19 protein-coding genes are annotated in these 19,344 nt (G+C 34.8%); all 19 read right to left on the bottom strand.

All coding sequences use genetic code 11. From position 1 onward, the window contains the following. Nucleotides 1-8 precede the first annotated feature (8 nt). Nucleotides 9-656 carry a hypothetical protein gene (locus JET18_RS03330; RefSeq protein WP_202089192.1) on the bottom strand — a complete coding sequence of 216 codons (648 nt, stop codon included), beginning with the start codon at nucleotides 654-656 and terminating at the stop codon, nucleotides 9-11. Nucleotides 657-1,009: 353 nt separating this feature from the next. Further along, nucleotides 1,010-2,311 (bottom strand): 30S ribosomal protein S12 methylthiotransferase RimO, encoded by a 1,302-nt coding sequence (gene rimO, locus JET18_RS03325; RefSeq protein ID WP_202089191.1) that lies wholly within the window; start codon nucleotides 2,309-2,311, stop codon nucleotides 1,010-1,012. A 95-nt stretch (nucleotides 2,312-2,406) separates the two neighbouring features. Continuing rightward, nucleotides 2,407-2,952 carry a dTDP-4-dehydrorhamnose 3,5-epimerase gene (gene rfbC, locus JET18_RS03320; protein WP_202089190.1) on the bottom strand — a complete coding sequence of 182 codons (546 nt, stop codon included), beginning with the start codon at nucleotides 2,950-2,952 and terminating at the stop codon, nucleotides 2,407-2,409. 10 nt (nucleotides 2,953-2,962) lie between these two features. Next, complete coding sequence (locus JET18_RS03315; protein ID WP_202089189.1) at nucleotides 2,963-3,934, bottom strand: MraY family glycosyltransferase; 972 nt, start codon at nucleotides 3,932-3,934, stop codon at nucleotides 2,963-2,965. Nucleotides 3,935-3,945: 11 nt separating this feature from the next. After that, nucleotides 3,946-4,779: an NAD-dependent epimerase/dehydratase family protein gene (locus JET18_RS03310; protein ID WP_202089188.1), complete on the bottom strand. Its 834-nt coding sequence runs from the start codon at nucleotides 4,777-4,779 to the stop codon at nucleotides 3,946-3,948. Then, entirely contained in the window at nucleotides 4,769-5,614 is an 846-nt protein-coding gene (locus tag JET18_RS03305; protein ID WP_202089187.1) for a polysaccharide deacetylase family protein, read from the bottom strand. The genes JET18_RS03310 and JET18_RS03305 overlap by 11 nt, the downstream gene beginning before the upstream one ends. After that, nucleotides 5,611-6,393 (bottom strand): methionyl-tRNA formyltransferase, encoded by a 783-nt coding sequence (locus JET18_RS03300; protein WP_202089186.1) that lies wholly within the window; start codon nucleotides 6,391-6,393, stop codon nucleotides 5,611-5,613. The genes JET18_RS03305 and JET18_RS03300 overlap by 4 nt, the downstream gene beginning before the upstream one ends. 24 nt (nucleotides 6,394-6,417) lie before the next feature. Beyond that, complete coding sequence (locus JET18_RS03295) at nucleotides 6,418-7,668, bottom strand: glycosyltransferase family 4 protein (RefSeq protein ID WP_202089185.1); 1,251 nt, start codon at nucleotides 7,666-7,668, stop codon at nucleotides 6,418-6,420. A 6-nt stretch (nucleotides 7,669-7,674) separates the two neighbouring features. Next, complete coding sequence (gene wecB / locus JET18_RS03290) at nucleotides 7,675-8,808, bottom strand: non-hydrolyzing UDP-N-acetylglucosamine 2-epimerase (RefSeq protein ID WP_202090699.1); 1,134 nt, start codon at nucleotides 8,806-8,808, stop codon at nucleotides 7,675-7,677. Continuing rightward, on the bottom strand, nucleotides 8,756-9,688 hold the full coding sequence (locus JET18_RS03285; protein ID WP_202089184.1) for an O-antigen ligase family protein: 933 nt from the start codon (nucleotides 9,686-9,688) through the stop codon (nucleotides 8,756-8,758). The genes wecB and JET18_RS03285 overlap by 53 nt, the downstream gene beginning before the upstream one ends. 287 nt (nucleotides 9,689-9,975) lie before the next feature. Continuing rightward, nucleotides 9,976-11,094 carry a polysaccharide biosynthesis C-terminal domain-containing protein gene (locus JET18_RS03280; protein ID WP_202089183.1) on the bottom strand — a complete coding sequence of 373 codons (1,119 nt, stop codon included), beginning with the start codon at nucleotides 11,092-11,094 and terminating at the stop codon, nucleotides 9,976-9,978. 2 nt (nucleotides 11,095-11,096) lie between these two features. Next, the gene (locus JET18_RS03275) at nucleotides 11,097-11,519 is read right to left on the bottom strand and encodes a WxcM-like domain-containing protein (protein WP_202089182.1); all 423 of its coding nucleotides are present in this window, start codon (nucleotides 11,517-11,519) and stop codon (nucleotides 11,097-11,099) included. A gap of 11 nt (nucleotides 11,520-11,530) precedes the next feature. Then, nucleotides 11,531-12,565, bottom strand: coding sequence for a polysaccharide biosynthesis protein (locus JET18_RS03270; protein ID WP_228728477.1), 1,035 nt, complete (start codon nucleotides 12,563-12,565; stop codon nucleotides 11,531-11,533). 11 nt (nucleotides 12,566-12,576) lie between these two features. After that, the gene (gene asnB, locus JET18_RS03265) at nucleotides 12,577-14,385 is read right to left on the bottom strand and encodes an asparagine synthase (glutamine-hydrolyzing) (RefSeq protein ID WP_202089181.1); all 1,809 of its coding nucleotides are present in this window, start codon (nucleotides 14,383-14,385) and stop codon (nucleotides 12,577-12,579) included. Between the two features lie 4 nt (nucleotides 14,386-14,389). Next, nucleotides 14,390-15,154, bottom strand: coding sequence for an AglZ/HisF2 family acetamidino modification protein (locus JET18_RS03260; RefSeq protein WP_202089180.1), 765 nt, complete (start codon nucleotides 15,152-15,154; stop codon nucleotides 14,390-14,392). A 21-nt stretch (nucleotides 15,155-15,175) separates the two neighbouring features. Further along, a complete protein-coding gene (hisH, locus tag JET18_RS03255; RefSeq protein ID WP_202089179.1) occupies nucleotides 15,176-15,790 on the bottom strand; it encodes an imidazole glycerol phosphate synthase subunit HisH in 615 nt (204 codons plus the stop codon). Beyond that, nucleotides 15,787-16,929, bottom strand: a complete 1,143-nt coding sequence (locus JET18_RS03250) for an N-acetyl sugar amidotransferase (protein WP_202089178.1) — start codon at nucleotides 16,927-16,929, stop codon at nucleotides 15,787-15,789. Before JET18_RS03250 ends, hisH begins: the two co-directional genes overlap by 4 nt. Beyond that, nucleotides 16,926-17,888 (bottom strand): hypothetical protein, encoded by a 963-nt coding sequence (locus JET18_RS03245; protein ID WP_202089177.1) that lies wholly within the window; start codon nucleotides 17,886-17,888, stop codon nucleotides 16,926-16,928. The genes JET18_RS03250 and JET18_RS03245 overlap by 4 nt, the downstream gene beginning before the upstream one ends. 235 nt (nucleotides 17,889-18,123) lie before the next feature. Next, nucleotides 18,124-19,332: a glycosyltransferase gene (locus tag JET18_RS03240; protein WP_202089176.1), complete on the bottom strand. Its 1,209-nt coding sequence runs from the start codon at nucleotides 19,330-19,332 to the stop codon at nucleotides 18,124-18,126. Nucleotides 19,333-19,344 lie beyond the last annotated feature (12 nt).

Below are 19,344 nucleotides of genomic sequence, written 5' to 3'. Positions count from 1 at the left end.
TTTAATTATTAGTTTCTACCAGAAATCAAATACCAGCTTGTACCGTTACTATAAACTTCTATAGCTGATTGTGATGTTAAGGCTACAAAATTTCGTGGTCTTGTTGTAAGTTCAGTACCTGTAAACTGTATTGCTCCAGCCCCTGAATTTCTAACGTGAATAGTCCTACCGTTAAATTGTGCAGGGTTTCCTAGATTAAGAAAACCTCCAGATGTAAACTCCCAATAATCAAAATTGGTATTTGTCCAGTCATAGGTTTGAGACGCTGCCTGTCCTTCCAGTATTCTGAATGGCGTAGTTGTTACTGTACCACCTCCAAAAGGTTTCCATTCAGGGACAGTATTGTCAAAATAGTAGAATCCTGCTCCGGTAATTTTTGCTTTTCTTGGTCCGGTACCAGTTCCGGAAGTAATGTAGACAATAGCTCCATTCTGAGGGGCACCATAAGTACCGGCAGTATCGTCTTTAGAAGCTAATTCTGCTGCGGTCATACGAGGGACTAGTAAGGCATCAGGTCTGGCATTATCGGTAGTATTGGCTACTACGTCTAAAGTGGCAGAAGGTGTAGTCGTGTTAATCCCTACACGTCCCTGCTGAGCCTTGGAAACTGCCGAAAGGCCAACGAGCATCGTCGCTGTTAATAAAAATTTTTTCATAAGTTTTTAAGATTTAAATTACATTATTTTCCATCAATATTTCCAAAACGGAACATGCATCCCAACTTGTGCTCATCATTCAGGCTTATGTTTTTCAGCTTGATAAAACAGGCAACTGCTTGAAGCATTTGATTTTAAAACATTGCTTATTGCGCAAATTTAAGACATAATTTTCAAATTTATTCATTTTATACAAAAAAAATAAAATACTTTTATATAACAAAAAGTCAACTAATTGAAAACCAATACCATAGTAAATTCATTCGCTTTGATATTCGTGTTAAATTTTACTAATATTTCTAATTATATGCGAAAAATATAAACTACTCTATTTTTGCATAAAAGGTGAGTTATCAGATCAATTCGCCATATAAGTCGAATTCTTCTGCTGATGTTATTTTCACTTCTGCAAACTCTCCGATTGAAATATAGGTTTCATCTGCTGAAACCAGAACTGTATTATCTACATCGGGAGAATCATACTCTGTTCTTCCAATGAAATAGTTCCCTTCTTTTCTGTCAAATACACATCTGAAAACTTTCCCGATCTTCTCCTGGTTCTTTTCCCATGAAATCTGCGACTGCAGCTCCATGATTTCTTCTACTCTGGCTTCTTTTACTTCCTGAGGAATATCATCTTCCAATACGTAAGCACCTGTATTTTCTTCATGAGAATAGGTGAAACATCCTAATCTGTCAAATTTCTGTTCTCTTACCCAGTCTTTCAATTCCTGGAATCTCTCTTCAGTTTCTCCAGGATAACCTACAATCAGAGTAGTTCTGACAGCCATATCCGGCACTTTTTCTCTGAATTTGGCTAATAAAGCATTTGTTTTTTCGTGAGTTGTTCCACGTTTCATGGATTTCAATAAGTCGGAATTGATATGCTGAAGGGGAATATCAATATAATTGCAGACTTTCGGTTCTTCACGGATAATATCGAGTACATCTTCAGGGAAACCGCTTGGGAAAGCATAGTGAAGACGGATCCATTCGATTCCTTCTACTTTCACCAGTTCTTTTAACAATTCTCCAAGTGCACGTTTTTTATACAGATCAAGACCATAGTAAGTAAGGTCCTGAGCAATAAGAATAATCTCTTTGGTTCCTTTTTTGGCCAGTTTTTGCGCTTCCAGAACCAGTTTTTCGATAGGAGTGGAAACGTGCCCACCTCTCATCAACGGGATGGCACAGAAGGAACAAGGCCTGTCACAGCCTTCTGAAATTTTAAGATACGCATAATGTTTAGGCGTGGTGGTTAAGCGCTCTCCTACCAGCTCATGTTTGTAATCTGCACCAAGATGTTTCAGAAGAATAGGAAGATCTCTTGTTCCGAAATACTGATCTACATCAGGAATTTCCCTAATAAGATCCGGCTTATACCTTTCTGAAAGACAACCTGTAACGAAAACTTTCTCAACCTCGCCTCTGTTTTTTGCCTCTACATAATCAAGGATGGTATTGATGGATTCTTCCTTGGCATTATCAATAAATCCGCAGGTATTAATCACCACAATATCTCCGCGGTCTTCGTGAACCACTTCTTTTCCATTGGCTTTCAGCTGGCTCATTAATACTTCGGAATCATATACATTCTTGGAGCATCCAAGCGTAACTACATTGATTTTCTTCTTCCCTACAGATTTTGTGCGCATCGTTTTGATTTTGAGTGTGCAAAGATACAAAATAATAAAAGAGTACCTCTTAAAAAATAAAAACCACTTTAGAAAAGTGGTTTTCAAGGTTTTATTTAGAAATCCCCGTCTTTAAAAGCAGGCGCATTCTGATCTTTTTCTGAAAGTACCATATCTTTTTCATCCATCTTCCAGTCTATCCCAAGGTCAGGATCATTAAATTTTACACTTCCTTCAGATTCTTTATTATAGAAATTATCACATTTATAAGCAAAAACAGCAGTTTCACTTAATACAGAAAAACCGTGTCCGAACCCACGGGGAACATACATCTGGATTTTATTTTCTGCGGTAAGCTCTATTCCGAACCATTTTCCGAAGGTTGGAGAATCTTCTCTGAGATCAACGGCTACATCCCAAACTTTTCCTTCTAAACAGGAAACTAATTTTGCCTGGGCATGATCCCCTTTCTGCAGGTGAATCCCTCTGAGTACACCGAACGAAGATTTTGAAATATTATCCTGAACAAAATGGCCGTTCATTCCTGTAAGCTCTTCAAATTTTTTTTCATTGAATTTTTCGAAGAAGTATCCTCTGTCATCTTCGAATATTGTGGGTTCTATAATGTAACAATCCTTAAGTGGAGTTTCTTTTATTTTCATGGTTATATTTCTATAGATTGTATTCCTTTTTCAGTTTCCATTTTAATCCTAAATAAATTCCGCCAGAAGGGATAAATATAATCAAAATAACAGCCCAAACGGGAAGTTGTGAATGAATTAAAAATATATTAATTAACAGTTGACAAACAGCATACACAGAGCTTACCACTAAATGGGAAATTTTCTTTTCATTAGCCAAAAGCTGGTAAAGATGTCTTCTGTGGGCTTCAAAAATATTTTCTTTCAGCATGATCCTTTCAATGATGGTAAGAACCACCTCCATTCCGTAAATGGAAAGTAAAAGGATGTATTTGTATTCCCCCGTTCTCATGATAAGGAGTGTAATGAGCCCTATTACCCAAAAGCCAATTCCCATACTTCCTACATCACCGGCAAAACATTTCGCTTTTTTTCTGAAATTAAAGAATAAAAAAACAAGACATGCCATGACAGGATATGCTATAAAATTGTTATCGGTAAACTGGATCACCTCTTTGTTGATGTAGGCTAAGGAAGCCAGAGTTACCAGACTGTACACACCCGTCATTCCATTAATACCATCCATAAAGTTATAGGCATTCAGAGTTCCTATTATTAATATGAATAAGATTGGCCATGCCCAGAGGGGCATTAAAGCAAAGGCTCCCGTAAAGTATAAAAGAAGCGCCACGGAAATCAGATGTACGGAAAGGCGGATTTTATTCGATAATGTTTTAACGTCATCTATAAAGCTGATGGTACACAGGGCTAAAAGCCCTACCCCAAAAGACCAGTAATTCTGGACTGCTTCGTTAAGATTCAACAAACAGAATACAATAAATGCCACCGGAAAAATAATTCCGCCACCTCTTAATGTAACCTGCGTGTGGGCACTTCTGTGATTGGGTTTATCTATAATATTGTATTTGTCAGCAATTCTGAAATAGATCAGCTCTGTTAAAAACAAGAGTATAAATATGATTAAATAAATAAAGTTATCCATCAAAAGAGTTTTTAATTAGTGTATCTTACAGAGTAAAACAGTTTGGTAAACATATCTCTGATGACATTGACCTTTGAAACAGGTACTAATTTTAATGCAAAGAGTAATGGCCCGACGATATTCCTGTTAATAACAATTTTAGGTTTCTCCAGATTAAAAAATGAAAGCAGATCCTGCTGTGTATAATCCTTATCATCTTTTACAATTACCAAGGAATTTTCACTTAATTTCAAAGCAGCCGTTACAGTTTTTACCGCCTGGTTTATATTGCATAATGAATATATTCTTTCCTGCTTTGTAAAAAAGGGAACTTTAAAAACCGGCAGAAAAACCCGTTTTCCAAGATCATTTAAATTGGTTTCTGAATATACAGGAGCCAGACGCAGAATATGCAATGTTTTAGGATTTCTCTCCTGAATTATCTTCTCGCACGCCAATTTGCTTTCTCCATATTCTGTAACCGGTATTGGTACATCCTGTACTGAAATAGTCTCTTTATTATTCTTAAAACTATATACAGAAACGGAACTGAGATAAACTACAGTTGAATCTTTACTATCTAAAGAATTGAAAATATTACGAGTCATCTGAATATTAGCATCGCCAACTGATGTGGTGGTTTTATTTTTGCCATGTGCTATTGCCGCAGCATGGATGATGAGATCAAATTTTTTATCATGAAAAAAATCCCTGCAAGCTTTGCCATCTAAAAGATCAAGAGCTGTAAAGTCCTGATGCTTTGAGGATGACGCAATAGCAGTAACTTCAAAATCATCTTTTAAGGCTTTGTAAATCTGAGAACCAATAAATCCGCTCGCTCCCGTTAAAAGAAGTTTAGCTTTCATTTTTCATAATTTGGTTAAATGTAACAAACTTATAATTATTCTCTTTTAATAATTTAATGAGTTTATGCATTTTATTTTCCACACTTTTCCTTCCCTGGCTGAACCTGATTTTTGTTTTAAAATCTGTATTTTCTGGAATTCTGATATTATGATTCTTAGAAAATTCAAATGGATGGATGTAAAAAAAGTAATGCTGGTTTGTTTTAAAGTATTTTTTAAGAAGCATCTTCGTTAATGTCCACGGGAAAATTCTCAGATATCCACCTCCGGATACCGGAAGACTTTTTCCGAATACTTCTACAGTAGATGCCTCAAATTCATAAAAGTCACCTTGTCTGTACACTACAGAGCCTGATTCTTCAAATCCATTAAGATCCATTCTTCCGTACAGATCATGAGCATCAAATTTGATTTTACTGGAATCGAATTTAAATCCAAGTTCTTTCAAAATTTCAAGGCGGTCTCTGTCTAAACTGAAACAAGGCGCTCTATAACCGGTCACCTCAATACCTGTATGTTCTTTGAAGGAACTCATCCCTGTGAGGGTATCTTTTTTAAAATCTTCAAGGCTCAGCTGAAGCGGTCTCTGGTGGGCATAAGAATGCAGGCAGATTTCATGTCCTTTCTGCTGAATAAGTTTAATTTTATCTTTTAAAACTTCCACCAGCTCTCCTACAATAAAAAAAGTGGTTTTAATATCATATTGGTCTAAAATATCCAGATAAATATCCAACCCATCTAAAGTGGACTGACTCTGGTCACATTCTTCTTTTTTAAAATAGTCCAGATGGTACCAGTCTTCCACATCCATACTAAGAACTGCATACTTTTTCATATTAATCTGCCTCCGTTTTTTGTGAAATCCTGAAACTGCTCTACTGTAGGCCAGGTGAAATAACTTCCTTTTTCTGCATAGTTTTCCTGAATATTAAGCGTTGAATTTTGAATCTGGCGAATCGTTTCGCACATTAAATTCCCACCTATTTCCTTGCTTTTCACAATCAGTGAAAACATCGTCTCATTTTCAGAAATTTCTATTTCTTTCTGGTTTAAAATGGCTCCGTTATCAATCTTGGTGTCCATATAATGCACGGTAGCTCCCGTAGTTTTCTCTTTCTTATAAAGCGTCCAGAAGCTGGGCATAACACCGGCATAATACGGAAGAAAAGAACAATGCAGGTTAATACAGCCGTGCTTCGGTATTTTTAATAATGCCTCTTTGAATACAACGGGCGCTGAATAGGATACAATAAGATCGGGCTGCAAGGTTTTCATTTCTTCCAGAAAAGCGGCAGCGTTTGGATTTTTTATTCTTTCAAATTTAATATTATATCTGTCGGAAACAGCTTTTAAGCTTTTGGGAGAAATGGCAAGTTTATGGGATGTTAGGGTATCTACGGTGTTCAGAACTTTTGCAGACACTACCTGCAGTCCCATTTTTATGGTCTGCAATAAACCAAAACCTTTTATAAAGTAGGATTTTTTATTAACCAGGCTATAATCGGAGTCAATATCTATGACCTTCAAAAGCTCTACATTTTCCAGCCGCAGAATTTTTTCAATATTTTTGGGGACGACAAAAGAGTCTTCCTGGGTTATAATAATTATTTTCATCAGGGGTTTTTAATTAGTTTTTAATCAACTGTTAATTAAATCTTTTATGTGCTTATAGTATTTTTCTGTGACTTTTTCTTTGGTGTAATGCTGTTGTACCAGATCAAAGCCTTTTTCTCCCATTTCTTTCAGTTGTTCTCTATTTTCCAATGCTTCTTTTAAAACAGCAAACAATTCTTTACTGACATCATTGGATGAATTTTCAATTAAAAAAGCGGCTCCGGTATTTTCCAGAAGATCATAAAGCGGTGTATTTTTATTACTAATAACCAGCAATGGTTTTTTACAGGCCATAATAGTATACACCTTGGATGGCAATCCGTCTTTTTCAAGCTTTTTATTCATGAAAATAAAATGTAAATCCGCATAATTAATGATATGTGGAATACTTTCTCTGGCCTGATAATCAATCAGGCTGATATTGTTTAAATTATGTTTTTCAATCTCATCCTTCAGCCATGACCTGCATGCTCCATCACCAATCACAAAATAAGTTACAGGCATTTCTTTTGTTTTTTTTGCAACTTCTATCAGCGGTTCCCAATCCTGGGCAAATCCTATATTTCCTGCATACATCACTTTCAGTGTATTATTTTCAGGAAAAATGGATCTGTTGATCACCGGATTACTGATTGGGTGATACAGTTCCGTATCTACAAAATTAGCAATAATTTCAATTTTTTCAGGGTCTTCCATTCTTTGGGCAAGCGTATCTCTGAAATTCTGATCTATCGTAATCAAAGAATCTGAATGTTTGTATACAAACCGTTCCAGCTTTTTGAGCATATTCAGAACAGATTTTGATTTCATTTTTCCCTGATTGACAAAAAAATCCGGATAAATCTCCTGTACGTTATAGATAAATCTGGCATTTTTCAGTTTGGCCAGGGCTATAGATACCAATGCAATCGTAAGCGGCGGTGAAGGGCTGATGATAACATCTACATTCTTAATCCTTAATCCAAGGAAAAATGACAACAGGTGCCAGTATATCATAATAAAACCACGCAAAAGAACACTGTTGTATTTTTTCTGGGGTACATGGTATACTTTTATTCCTCTATAATCGCTGGTATAATAAAGGCCGAGGAATTTTCTTTTAAATTTTGTTTTTACAAGATCCGATTCTACTTTGTTATAATGCGGCATGGTGGAAAGTACTTCCACTTCAAATCCGTTTTTCTTCAGATTGTACGCAATATCATTGTAGAGGTATGCCGTAGATACTGCATCCGGTGCAAAAACGATACTGTGTATTAATACTTTTTTCGACATTGTGTTTTATTTGCTCCAGACTACCCTGTTCACATAATCTGTATAACTTAAAATAATTCTTACTACTTTTTCAGAAACATTCGGCATAGAATAGTCTGATACAGGTCTGTAATTCCGTTCTTTCCCGATTTTCTGCTGTTGCAGCTGCACCATTCCCTGCATAATTCTTTCCGGGGACAATCCTACCATCATCACTGATGCTTCTTCCATAGCTTCCGGTCTTTCATGGGCATCTCTTATGTTTAAAGCCCTGAAATTAAGGATCGAGGATTCTTCAGAAATTGTTCCTGAATCGGAAAGCACTGCATAACTCCTCATCTGAAGTGCATTATAATCATGGAAGCCGAGCGGTTTTAGAAACTGGATTTCCGGTCTTACTTCAATTTGTTTTTTATCAATCATATTTCTTGTTCTGGGATGGGTAGAAACAATGATTGGATATCCAAATTTCTCAGCAAGTGCATTAAGGCTTTCCATTAATCCATTAAAATTCCTATCAGAATTAATATTTTCTTCTCTATGAGATGATACTACAAAATATTTTCCTTCTTCCAGGTTCAGTCTTTTGAGAACATCCGAGCTTTCGATCTGGGGCAGATAATGATTCAGGACTTCAAACATGGGCGAACCTGTTTTGATGATTCTGTCAGCGGGCAGTCCTTCTCTCAGTAAATATTCTCTGGCAATATCAGAATACGTCAGATTAATATCGGAAGTATGATCTACAATTTTACGGTTGGTCTCTTCAGGTACTCTCTGGTCAAAGCATCTGTTTCCTGCTTCCATGTGGAAGATCGGGATCTGTCTTTTTTTAGCAGGAATGGCGCAAAGGCAGGAATTGGTATCTCCGAGCACCAAAAAAGCATCGGGTTTTATTTCCTCCAGAAGGGGATCTATTTTTATTAATATATTGCCTACTGTTTCTGTAGCTGTTTTTCCGGCAGCTTCCAGGAAGTAGTCAGGTTTTCTTAAGCCTAAATCTTCAAAAAAGATCTGATTGAGTTCATAATCATAATTCTGCCCGGTATGGACAATAATATGTTCCACTGCTTCAGACTGATCCAAAGCGGATAATACTCTTGATAATCTAATGATTTCCGGCCGTGTTCCCACGACTGTCATTACTTTTAGTTTCTTCATCATAGCAAAATAATATTATAGATACAGCTACTGCTGCAAAGCTCCAAAATTCCATGTTTTCAAATATATTGTATGAGGTTAAAACCAAAACAAAATATTGAATAAAAAATAAAATATAGGGTAAATTATATATCCTTTCCTTAACATATCTGATTTTAAATTTCCACAGATCTTTAAAGTACAGGCAAAATACAATAAAACCAACGATTCCCATACCCATTAATATTTCTATAAGCATATTGTGGGGGTACAATCCGTCTTCAAACAGGATATTTCCGCCAAGCAAAATATTATTTTTAAATATATCCCAGCCCATTAAAAGATAATGTGACCTTCCATATCCATCTCTATTGAAAATGGCATCATACATCCTATTGACAAATGCAAAGTCAGCAAGAGAGGTTTGTTTTAAACCATAAATTACGATTACAAAAATAAGTATAAAGCATGCTAAAGCGATCCAGTATTTCAGTTTATTAAAGTAGATAAGAAATATCAATACGAGAACAAGTGCAGCCAGCATAGGGCTTCTTGCAGAAGAAATGAACACTGTGAAAATTCCTATCAAAATTCCCAGAATGGGTTTTATCTTTTTCTCTGAGGGCTGGAAGTAATAAAATACGGACAATATCACTAAAGAAAGACCGTAATGACCCACACTGATATAGTAACTGGCAAATATTCCACTTGATCTTTCAAAGCCGTGTGTTACAAAAATAATATACAAGCTGCTGAGACCTATAATGATCAGCAGGAAATTAAATGCCCACCTATTAAGCTTCACCATGATATCTTTTGAAAGACTAATACTCAGAACAGCAATATAAGGAATCATGTTTAAAACAATCATTCTTATGTATATCTGGTATTCATTCTTCATTACCTTAGGCATAAATACACCACTTCGGAAACTATAATTAGCTTTAACCAGATATAAAATCCAGAAAAGAGCAGTAAAAATGATGGTTAGCTTCCTTTTCCTGATATTTTCAAAATTCTGATAAATAAGGTACAGGCTCACCAGAAGCATGGTGATCCTAAATGGAACGGAAAAATATGAATTCTGGGTATTAAAGGGTACAGCCAGTGAATAAACAAATATATATCCAATGGTAAGAAAAAAAACAAACAAAGTTTCAATGTTACCCTTATTTAATGACATCATAATTAAACATTTAGAAAATAGGTATCTGCGTCTTCAGGATTAAAAGGTTCGTTGATCCAAAAAATAGTATATAACTCTTCTTCTCCTATATTTTTGATATTGTGGGTATACCATACGGGCATATCTACATAGGCGGGCTCATTCCCGTCCAGATAAAAGTCCATCACCTCATCTGTATCAATTTTTCTGAGCTGTATCAATGCCTTTCCTTTGATCACCGCAAATCTTTCTATTTTTCTGGTGTGAAAGTGATTTCCACGGGTAATCCCGGGAACAGTAGTGGAAAATGAACATTGTCCCCCGATTCCTAGTCTTATTACTTCCACAAAAGCTCCTCTGGGATCTGTATGCTGCGTGAATTTTACCGGATAATGTTTTTTAATATCAAAATAGCAGCGAAATGTATTGAAAAGGTTCAGGTCAAACTTCGATTTCAATTCCGGGATTTCCCCGTTCTCAAAATATAGTTTTTTGTAATGTTCAAGTTTTGAAAGAACCTCAGAAACTTTATTAACAGAAGTATGCGGCACTTCAAAGAAATCATTGGTTTCAGCATTTTCAATCTGATTGATAATTTCCTGAACAAGCTCGCCAACATAAATGAGTTTCACTTCACCATCATTATCTATAACGGGAGTTTCTCCGTGAGTAAGTTTGTAGCAAAAAGTGGCTACAAAAGAATTATAATTAGGCTTTCCAAACGGTCCGAATACATTTGGAATAATCATCCCGGTGAATTTTCCGCCAGAATTCTGTGCCCAGTTCTTTAAAAGTTCTCTTCCTTCTTTTTTTGATCTGCCATACAAATTATCTTTTTCTTCCTGTGAGGAAGAGGAAAATAAAATATGCGCTTGGGATCCGGTTCTTTCCAATGAAGTGACCAATGAAGTTACCAGATCAATATTATTCTTAAAAATTACTTCAGGATCCGGATGACGGTTCATGGCAGCAAGATGAACGATGACATCACACTGCTTTACAAAATCGTCCAGTTTTTCAGCATCATCAAAAAATTCTTTTTCAAAATCAACTCTCTCAAATTCCTCAGGCTTTAAGCCTAATGTATTGTATAGATGAGAACCGACAAACCCGTTCTGTCCTGTAATTCCTATTCTTTTCATGTCTATAAATTTTCAAAATAATCTATAGGGAATCGATAAATATCATCTGATTCTCCTAAAAAATAATCTCCCATTACCAGTAATCTTGAATTCTCTTCTCTGGCCTGAATTGCACTTACATACCCTTTTGGAACATGAAGAACATTTAGATTTCCGGCATTTAATTCAAACTTTAGAATTTCAGACTGCCTGGAAGGAAGTTCCCAATGATCTATTTTAATTAACCTTATTAAAAAGCTTCCCTGCAATGCAGAGAACCAGCGCTGTTCAATTTTATGCCCTGTCCAGCCTCTTATAAATTCCGTATCTGTATTTTCAATATAGTACATTCTTTTGATTTCAGTAACATTAAAATCATTATTAAAAATAACGTTACCTCTTTCATCTGAATAACTTTTTCCTTCTAAAATTGCAGGTTTATCCATAATACTCAAATTTAATCGGGATACTGCATTAGATCTTCTCCCAAAATTTCTTTTCTTATTAAAGGGAGCTTCAGTAATAATTCTTTCATTCCTTTTACATCCTGCTGTTCAGTATTGTGAGAATGATAATCTTCTATTTTTGATATGTCTTCAACCCCTTCCGAGAAGTATTGCGCATAGTTTAAATCTCTGTTATCTGCAGGAATCCGGTAGAAATCTCCCATATCTTCAGCTTTTAACATTTCTTCCCTTGTGCAGAGGGTTTCATATAGTTTTTCACCATGTCTGGTCCCAATCACTTTAATAGGATTTTCAGCTTTGAACATTTCTTTTAATGCCTGGGCCAAATCACCGATAGTTCCTGCCGGTGCTTTATTAACAAATAAATCTCCGGGATTTCCATGTTCGAATGCAAACAGAACCAGATCCACCGCTTCCTCCAGCGACATCAGAAACCTTGTCATATTAGGATCTGTAATCGTAATAGGATCACCATTTTTGATCTGTTTTATAAATAACGGGATCACTGAACCCCTTGAAGCCATTACATTTCCATATCTGGTAAGACAAACTACTGTTTCTTCTAAGTTTCTGGAAGCAGCCACAGCTACTTTTTCCATCATGGCTTTGGAAATTCCCATGGCATTGATGGGATATGCTGCTTTATCTGTACTTAAGCAGATCACCTTTTTCACTTTATTCTTACCTGCGGCATCAATTACATTTTGTGTTCCTTCCACATTTGTTTTTACAGCCTGCATCGGGAAAAACTCACAAGAGGGCACCTGTTTGAGGGCAGCGGCATGAAATACATAATCGATTCCTCTCATAGCAGGTTCAATACTGTTATAATCCCGTACATCTCCGATATAGAATTTCAATTTATCACTTTTAAACTGATTCCGCATATCATCCTGTTTCTTCTCATCACGGGAAAAAATACGGATTTCCTGAAAGTGGTCTGTATTTATAAATTTTCTTAAAACCGCCGATCCAAATGAGCCTGTTCCTCCGGTAATAAGAAGTTTTTTATTTTTAATAATCATATTGTGTTAATTTAGTTTTTAATTCTCATATTAAATACTTCTTCCCAAACGGCAATATTATATAGTTTCCACTGCATTTCCCTGTTCTTTAGTATTTTTATTTTTTTGGAGTAAAGTTCCTGTATGATTTTAGATTCATTAATTTTTTCCAAAATTGTATCTGAATAGGGCCACCATTCTTCTGTAGGGGCATTAAAACCTATTTTTCTCTTTCTCCAGGTAATTTCGTCCGGAAGTTTGCCTTCCATATTTTTTCTAAGTATATATTTCGACCAGCCTTTATGGATTTTAAAATTATTATTCATAGAAAGACATGTTTCTACAAATTTATAATCTAAAAACGGAAGTCTGCTTTCCACTGAAAAAGCCATAGAATTTTTGTCTTCAAATCTTAGTAATTCCGGAATCTGGGCCCAAAAAATTTCAATTCTCTGCATGCTGAAAATATGAGAATATGATTTTGTAAGATTTTTCATTAAAGTAAAATCAATAGCATTTCTATATTTTGCTTTTAACCCTCTTCCTCTGAATAATATTCTCCATTTCCTCACAGAATATACGCTAAAGTAAAGATAAGTAAGTATTCCTGTCAATATTGAAATATCATAATGACTTCTGATATTTGATAAAAATTTTATATTTTTTAGAAAAGAATGATTCCTCAAATAGGCCGCAGTATACCGGCTGTAACCAAGTAATATCTCGTCGGCTCCCTGGCCATCCAACAATACTTTTATTCCAAGTTTATTGGTTTCGCTCATCAGAAAGTTTTGCATATAAATAGAAAGCCCTCCAAAAGGCTCTTCCTGATGGATAATCACTTTTAATATCTCATCTTCAAAATCCTTTTTATCAGGATAAATAAGGTCCTGATTTAAGTTCAGATGTTCCGAAACTATTTTTGAGTAATAACTTTCATCATTATCAGGATTTCTGGAACCTACAGAAATTACATTAAATTTTTCGTCTCCCTTTTCTGAAAAAATTCCTGATGCTACTGCAGCCAGATAGGAACTGTCTAAACCACCGCTTAATGCTGATCCCATCTTCACATCAGATCTTAGTCTCAGTTTCACAGATCTCTCTAATTCATTTTGAAATAACTGTGATGATTCTTCTAAATTTAATTTTGAAATTTCCTTATGAAAAGGAATATCATAATATCTCTGTATTTCAAATACGTGATTATTAAGGCAGTATATCAGGTTATGAGATCCCGGCAACTTATTAATTCCCTTAAAAAAGGTTTCATGAGTCTGCTCAGTTAAATTAACCGTAATAAACTGAATCATGACCTGAAGATTAACCTCAGTTACTTTCTGGATTTCAAGAATAGGCTTTATTTCTGATGCAAAAATAATTTTCTGATCATCTGAGTAGTAATAAAACGGTTTTACACCAAACCGGTCCCGTGAGCAGAATATTTTATTTTTTTTGGGATCATAAATAGCAAAAGCCCACATCCCATTAAATTTTTCGACACATTTTTCGCCCCAGCAATCATAGGAAGCGATCAGTACTTCTGTATCAGAACTTGTAGAAAAAGTGTAGCCCAGCTGTTCCAGTTCACTTTTTAGCTCTACATAATTATATATGGCTCCGTTGAATGTGAGTACCTGATTTTTTAACAAAAAAGGCTGATTCGCAGAACTGCTTTTATCAATAATGGACAGTCTTCGATGTCCAAATCCAAGATTTTCCCTGATAAAAAAACCTTCAGCATCCGGCCCTCTGTGTGACAGCTTATCTGTCATTTTTTTAAGATCTTCCTGTTTTACAGAAGTTCCGTCTTTATAAATAATTCCTGCAATTCCACACATATATTTATTTCTGTCTTAGCGCCTCTTTTTCATCAAAAGAAGGATAGTTTATTAATACGGCTTTATATACCCCTTTAAATACAAATAAACTACCTGCTGCAACACCTATAATCCCGTGCTTATCTATTACCTGTTTGATATCTGCTAAAGATCCGGCCCCTCCCAGAACGGTAAGTGGCAATGATATTTTTTCTCTGATCTTTTCTATAAGCCCCATATCATATCCCTTCATCACTCCATCCTGGTCTATAGAATTGATAATAATTTCTCCGGCACCCAGCTTCTGTGCCTCTTCAACGAATTTAACAGGATTAATTCCTGTAGCCTTTTTACCATTATGAGTGTACACTTCATAGCCGCCAAAAAGTTTCTTCTTAACATCCAGCACTACAATTACACTTTGTGATCCTACTCTTTCTGCAATTTGTGTTATCAGTTGTGGATTTTGAAGAACAGCTGAAGAAAGTGCAATTTTTTCAATCCCGAGTCCGAAAATTTTCTGCGCCTGTTCAACTGTTTTCACTCCACCTCCATAGCAAAGAGGCATTCTGGACTGGTTGGCAATTCTTTCTATTAAACTATAATTAGGCTCCAGCCCTTTGGCCGTAGCATCAATATCAAATATGGCTAATTCATCAACTTCTTTTTCATTAAAGATCCTCACGGCATTGATTGGGTCTCCCACATATTTGGGATTTTTAAAATTCACCGTTTTGACAAGTCCGTTATCCTGTATTAACAGACTTGGTATAACTCTTGGTCTTAGCATTTGTGTTCAAAATTTAATTGTCTAAAGTTTCGCGAAATTGTGGAGCAGAATCTCTCCGTAATGGTGGCTTTTTTCCGGGTGAAACTGTATTCCGTATTTATTTTCATGATGTGCTGCAGAAGCAAACTCACCTCCATATTCCGTCACAGCCATAATATCTTTTTCATTATGGCATTGGAAATAATAGGTATGAAGAAAATAAAAAATGGCATTATCCTCCAATCCTTTAAATAATTCAATGTCTTTTACAGGTTTTACATCGTTCCAGCCCATGTGTGGAAGCCTGGTCACCTGATTAATTTTTGTTTCATCAAATTTTTTAACGGTGGCATCAATCCATTTTAGCCCGTCCATTTTTCCTTCATCACTGTTATTGGCCATCATCTGCATTCCTACGCAAATTCCTATTACCGGTACTTTTTCATTCAGCACAAGATCATCCAGCTTATCTCTCATTCCTGAATTATTCAGCTGCGTCATTGCATGGTCGAAATGCCCTACACCGGGAAGGATCAGTTTTTTTGCATCTACAAGATCTTCTTTTGTTTTCGCTATTTTCACGGGCACATCCACTCTTTTGTACACATTTACAAAAGCGTTGATATTTCCTACACCGTAATCTATAATTGTTATCATCTGAATAATCTCTTTTCTAAGCCCAGCTTCTGCATTGCCTGGGCACCAAATTTAATAATACCCATTTTATTTTTGTAGTCTTTATAGGTTTTATTTCCGCCCTCAAAGATCTGCTGCAATTCTTCTTTGCTAAGATCTAATTTATTAGCTACATACTCAAACTCTTTCAATAAGAATTCTTCCGAAAGCTCAGGTCTTGAAATCCTATCCAAAGCTTCTTCACGCGTCATCTGCCCGGTAAGAATCAGTGATGAAAAATGGGCTCTTCTTTTTTCATAACCAAATTTTCTCGGTAACCAGTAATCTTCATAAAAACGGGTAAATCTGGACTCATGGTGTTTATGCTGGAACGGTTCCCATCCAAATTTTTCCACCAAAAGAGATTCCGCCTCTTTTTTATTGAAAGGCACCAGATTTAACGGTTTAAAAACTTCCATTCCATAGACATATTTGTAATAGATCTTGTAGGAAAGAATGTCTACTAAAGGAAATGTTTTAAGAGGCTTTTTTCCAAATTTAGAGTGAATATCTTTTACTAATGTGGTATCAATCCCCGGAAACCCTCCCCATTCTTCAGGTTCTCTACAGCATTCTGTAGAAAAATTACTCCCTGTAAGGACATAGTTAATTTTATGTTTTTTGGCGAATTTATAAAGCCCGGAGAAGAAAGCATAGTCCTGTGGCAAATCCTGATCGGAGATCTGAGATTTCAGAAAAGCAACCTGAAGATCTTTCATTTCTTCCCAATTGATCACTTCTGTATAGAGATCGAGGTTCAGACCGTTAATCAGTTTTTCAATATTTCCTACCGCTTTGTCTGTATTCCAGCCTGCATCTACGTGAAAAATCAAAGGACGTATTCCCATAATTTCCTTGGCCACATACGCTGCATATGAGCTGTCTAATCCGCCGCTTAATCCTATTATACAGTCAAAATCTTTATTTTTTGATGTTTTTTTTATTTTATCGGCAATTTTCATCAGCTCATCATAGCCTGTTTGATCAGTATGCCAGTTAGGTTCAATATTTTCTTTATAGTTGGTATAATAGTCACTTTCACCCTTCTCATTAAAAATAATGTTGGGATCTGTAGTATCCATTATTGTTTTTGTACAGATTTGGTACGGTCTATTATTCATTTTTTTCTATTATCTACTGTGTTTATTAATATATTGCCTTTGTGAATCAGCTTCTGGTCATTAAATTTTTTAAATTCCTCAAGATTTCCACTAAATTCTTTCCTTAGATTACTTCCTTCTGCTTTGGAGGTGTAAAAATAAGTATCTGCTCCCCACCAGGTGATGCCGTCTAATCTTTTATTTCCATATTTAATTTTTAAGACAGAATTTAAATAACGGGCCCAAAATTCATCACTCATTGCAAGGAATTGTAATCTTTTGTCAGAGTTATGGAATCTATGCATTACGAAACCTATCACAGGCTTTTTATATTGCTTCCCTATTTTAATTGCCTCTATCGTATTTTCGTTCAAATAATCAAAATTAACCTGATAATCAACAGCCTGATCATCTTTAAATAAATAAAGAGACGGAAAAAGTACATCAGAAGCTTCATAAATAGGTCCTAAATATTTATTTGAAGATAATATCTTAGGATCTTCAAATGTTGTACGTGGCATTCCATAGTGTCCCCATTGAACATTCGGACGCTTACTTTTACAATACTTTATTGAATTTACAAATAAATCAAGGGAACGCTTAAATTCCTTAGAATCCGGGTTAGCTTCAGATAAGGCATTAATATAAGGATCTTCTATATCTATATAGCAAATCCCGGTTGCATTGGGATCCGGAAACGTTTCATTAAGATGAAAATCCAACTTTTTATAATCAATGGAGTATCCTTCCCCAATAATCATCTTATCATCAATATAATGCATTTCCTGCAAATTATTTTTCTTTAGAAAATCATTGAAATCTTTACCATGATTTCCCTGAATAACATAAATATTGACATGAGAAGTATCTTTTTTAGCTTTTAAAACTTCTGCAAAAGATTTTTTCTGATAGCTTCCATCATTTTTTTTCATGCATGAAAAAAACACAATAATACCACTTATCACCAGTAGGGTTTTCAAAAATTTATTAACATTTGTCATAGTCTTCTTAAGATTTATAAATTATTTGCATCACAAGAATTTATTATGGTATCTTCTATTAAAATAATTTTTTCCATTTTATAGCTATCTTTTTTATTCAATTCAAATTTGTAAATTTAAATTGTTTACCTCAATTTTCCATTCTTTCAATTATAATTATTCAAAGATTATAATTGAACTCTATAAACAACTAACACGGAAAATAGTTTTTAAATTATATTGCTAAAATTTTTTTATATAATTTGATATATTTTGAAAAGGATTTACTCTTATCAAACATTAAGACAGCTCTATTCCTGCAGTTTTCGCTGTAAAATTCCTTTGTTTTAAATTCTATTTCATCTATCGCAAAAATTAATTTTTCAATATTTCCTTTTTCCACAATAATTCCTGTATTTATATCAATAGCTTCAGCAGAACCTCCTGATAGAAATGTTATAACTGGCGTACCACAAGCTAATGCTTCTAGATTTGTTGTAGGAAATGTATCTTCTAAAGTAGGATTTACAAAAACATCTGCAGCAGAATATAAATTTGCCAATTCAGAAACATTCTTGGTTCTTTCTAAACCAATAATATTGGAAGGTAAATCTTTAATTTGTTTTTTACTTAAACCTACCAAAACAATTTTTCTATTATCTTTTAATTTTTCCGCAAGTTTTATGAAGTATTTCAATCCTTTTCTTTTGTCCCACGGACTTGCAACCCCAAGAATAATAAATTTACCACTTAAATTATATTTATTTCTTATATCACTTTTCTTAGGGCTAAATGTTTCTAAATCAATACCGTTATGTATTGTTGTAATTTTACTTTCTTTAAGAAAAGATTTTTTCACTTCCCCTTCAAGCCATGTAGAGACAGGAACTATTGTTAAATTGCTAACTGATGTAAATAATTTCTTTTTATCTCTAAAATTTTCTTTTGAACGATCAACACACAAAGACTTTGGATATTCTGATAGCTGTGGACAATCAAAACATTCCTGTTGCCATTTTTGACAGTCTATCATCTCATAATATGCACAATGTCCCGTAAAAGACCAACAATCATGAAAAGTCCAAACTACTTTTGCTTTAACCGAAGACAAATAATTGAATAATATGGAAATATTTATATAATAGCCGTGTAAATGTTGAAGATGAATAATATCTGGATTGACTTCCTTTATTTTTTCAATTAATTGATATGTTGGTTTTTCAGATCCGTATCCATGTTTATCAGTAAGTCTTGTATATACAACATGCCTGTAAACATCCAGCTTATTTCCAATCTTAAATACTTTTGATTTGCTGGGAAGTTCTTCTCTTCCATAAGCTATATAACTTTCCCAATTTTCATTTAAAATATTCTCCCCTATCTGTTCAGCAATTCTTCCTACCGAACCAATATTTACTTCACTACTGATTTGAAAAATTTTCATAGATTTTTTAAT

This window comes from Chryseobacterium endalhagicum (assembly GCF_016745235.1).
In the GTDB taxonomy this organism is placed as follows: Bacteria; Bacteroidota; Bacteroidia; order Flavobacteriales; family Weeksellaceae; genus Chryseobacterium; species Chryseobacterium endalhagicum.
This window is presented reverse-complemented; position numbering and strand designations above follow the sequence as displayed.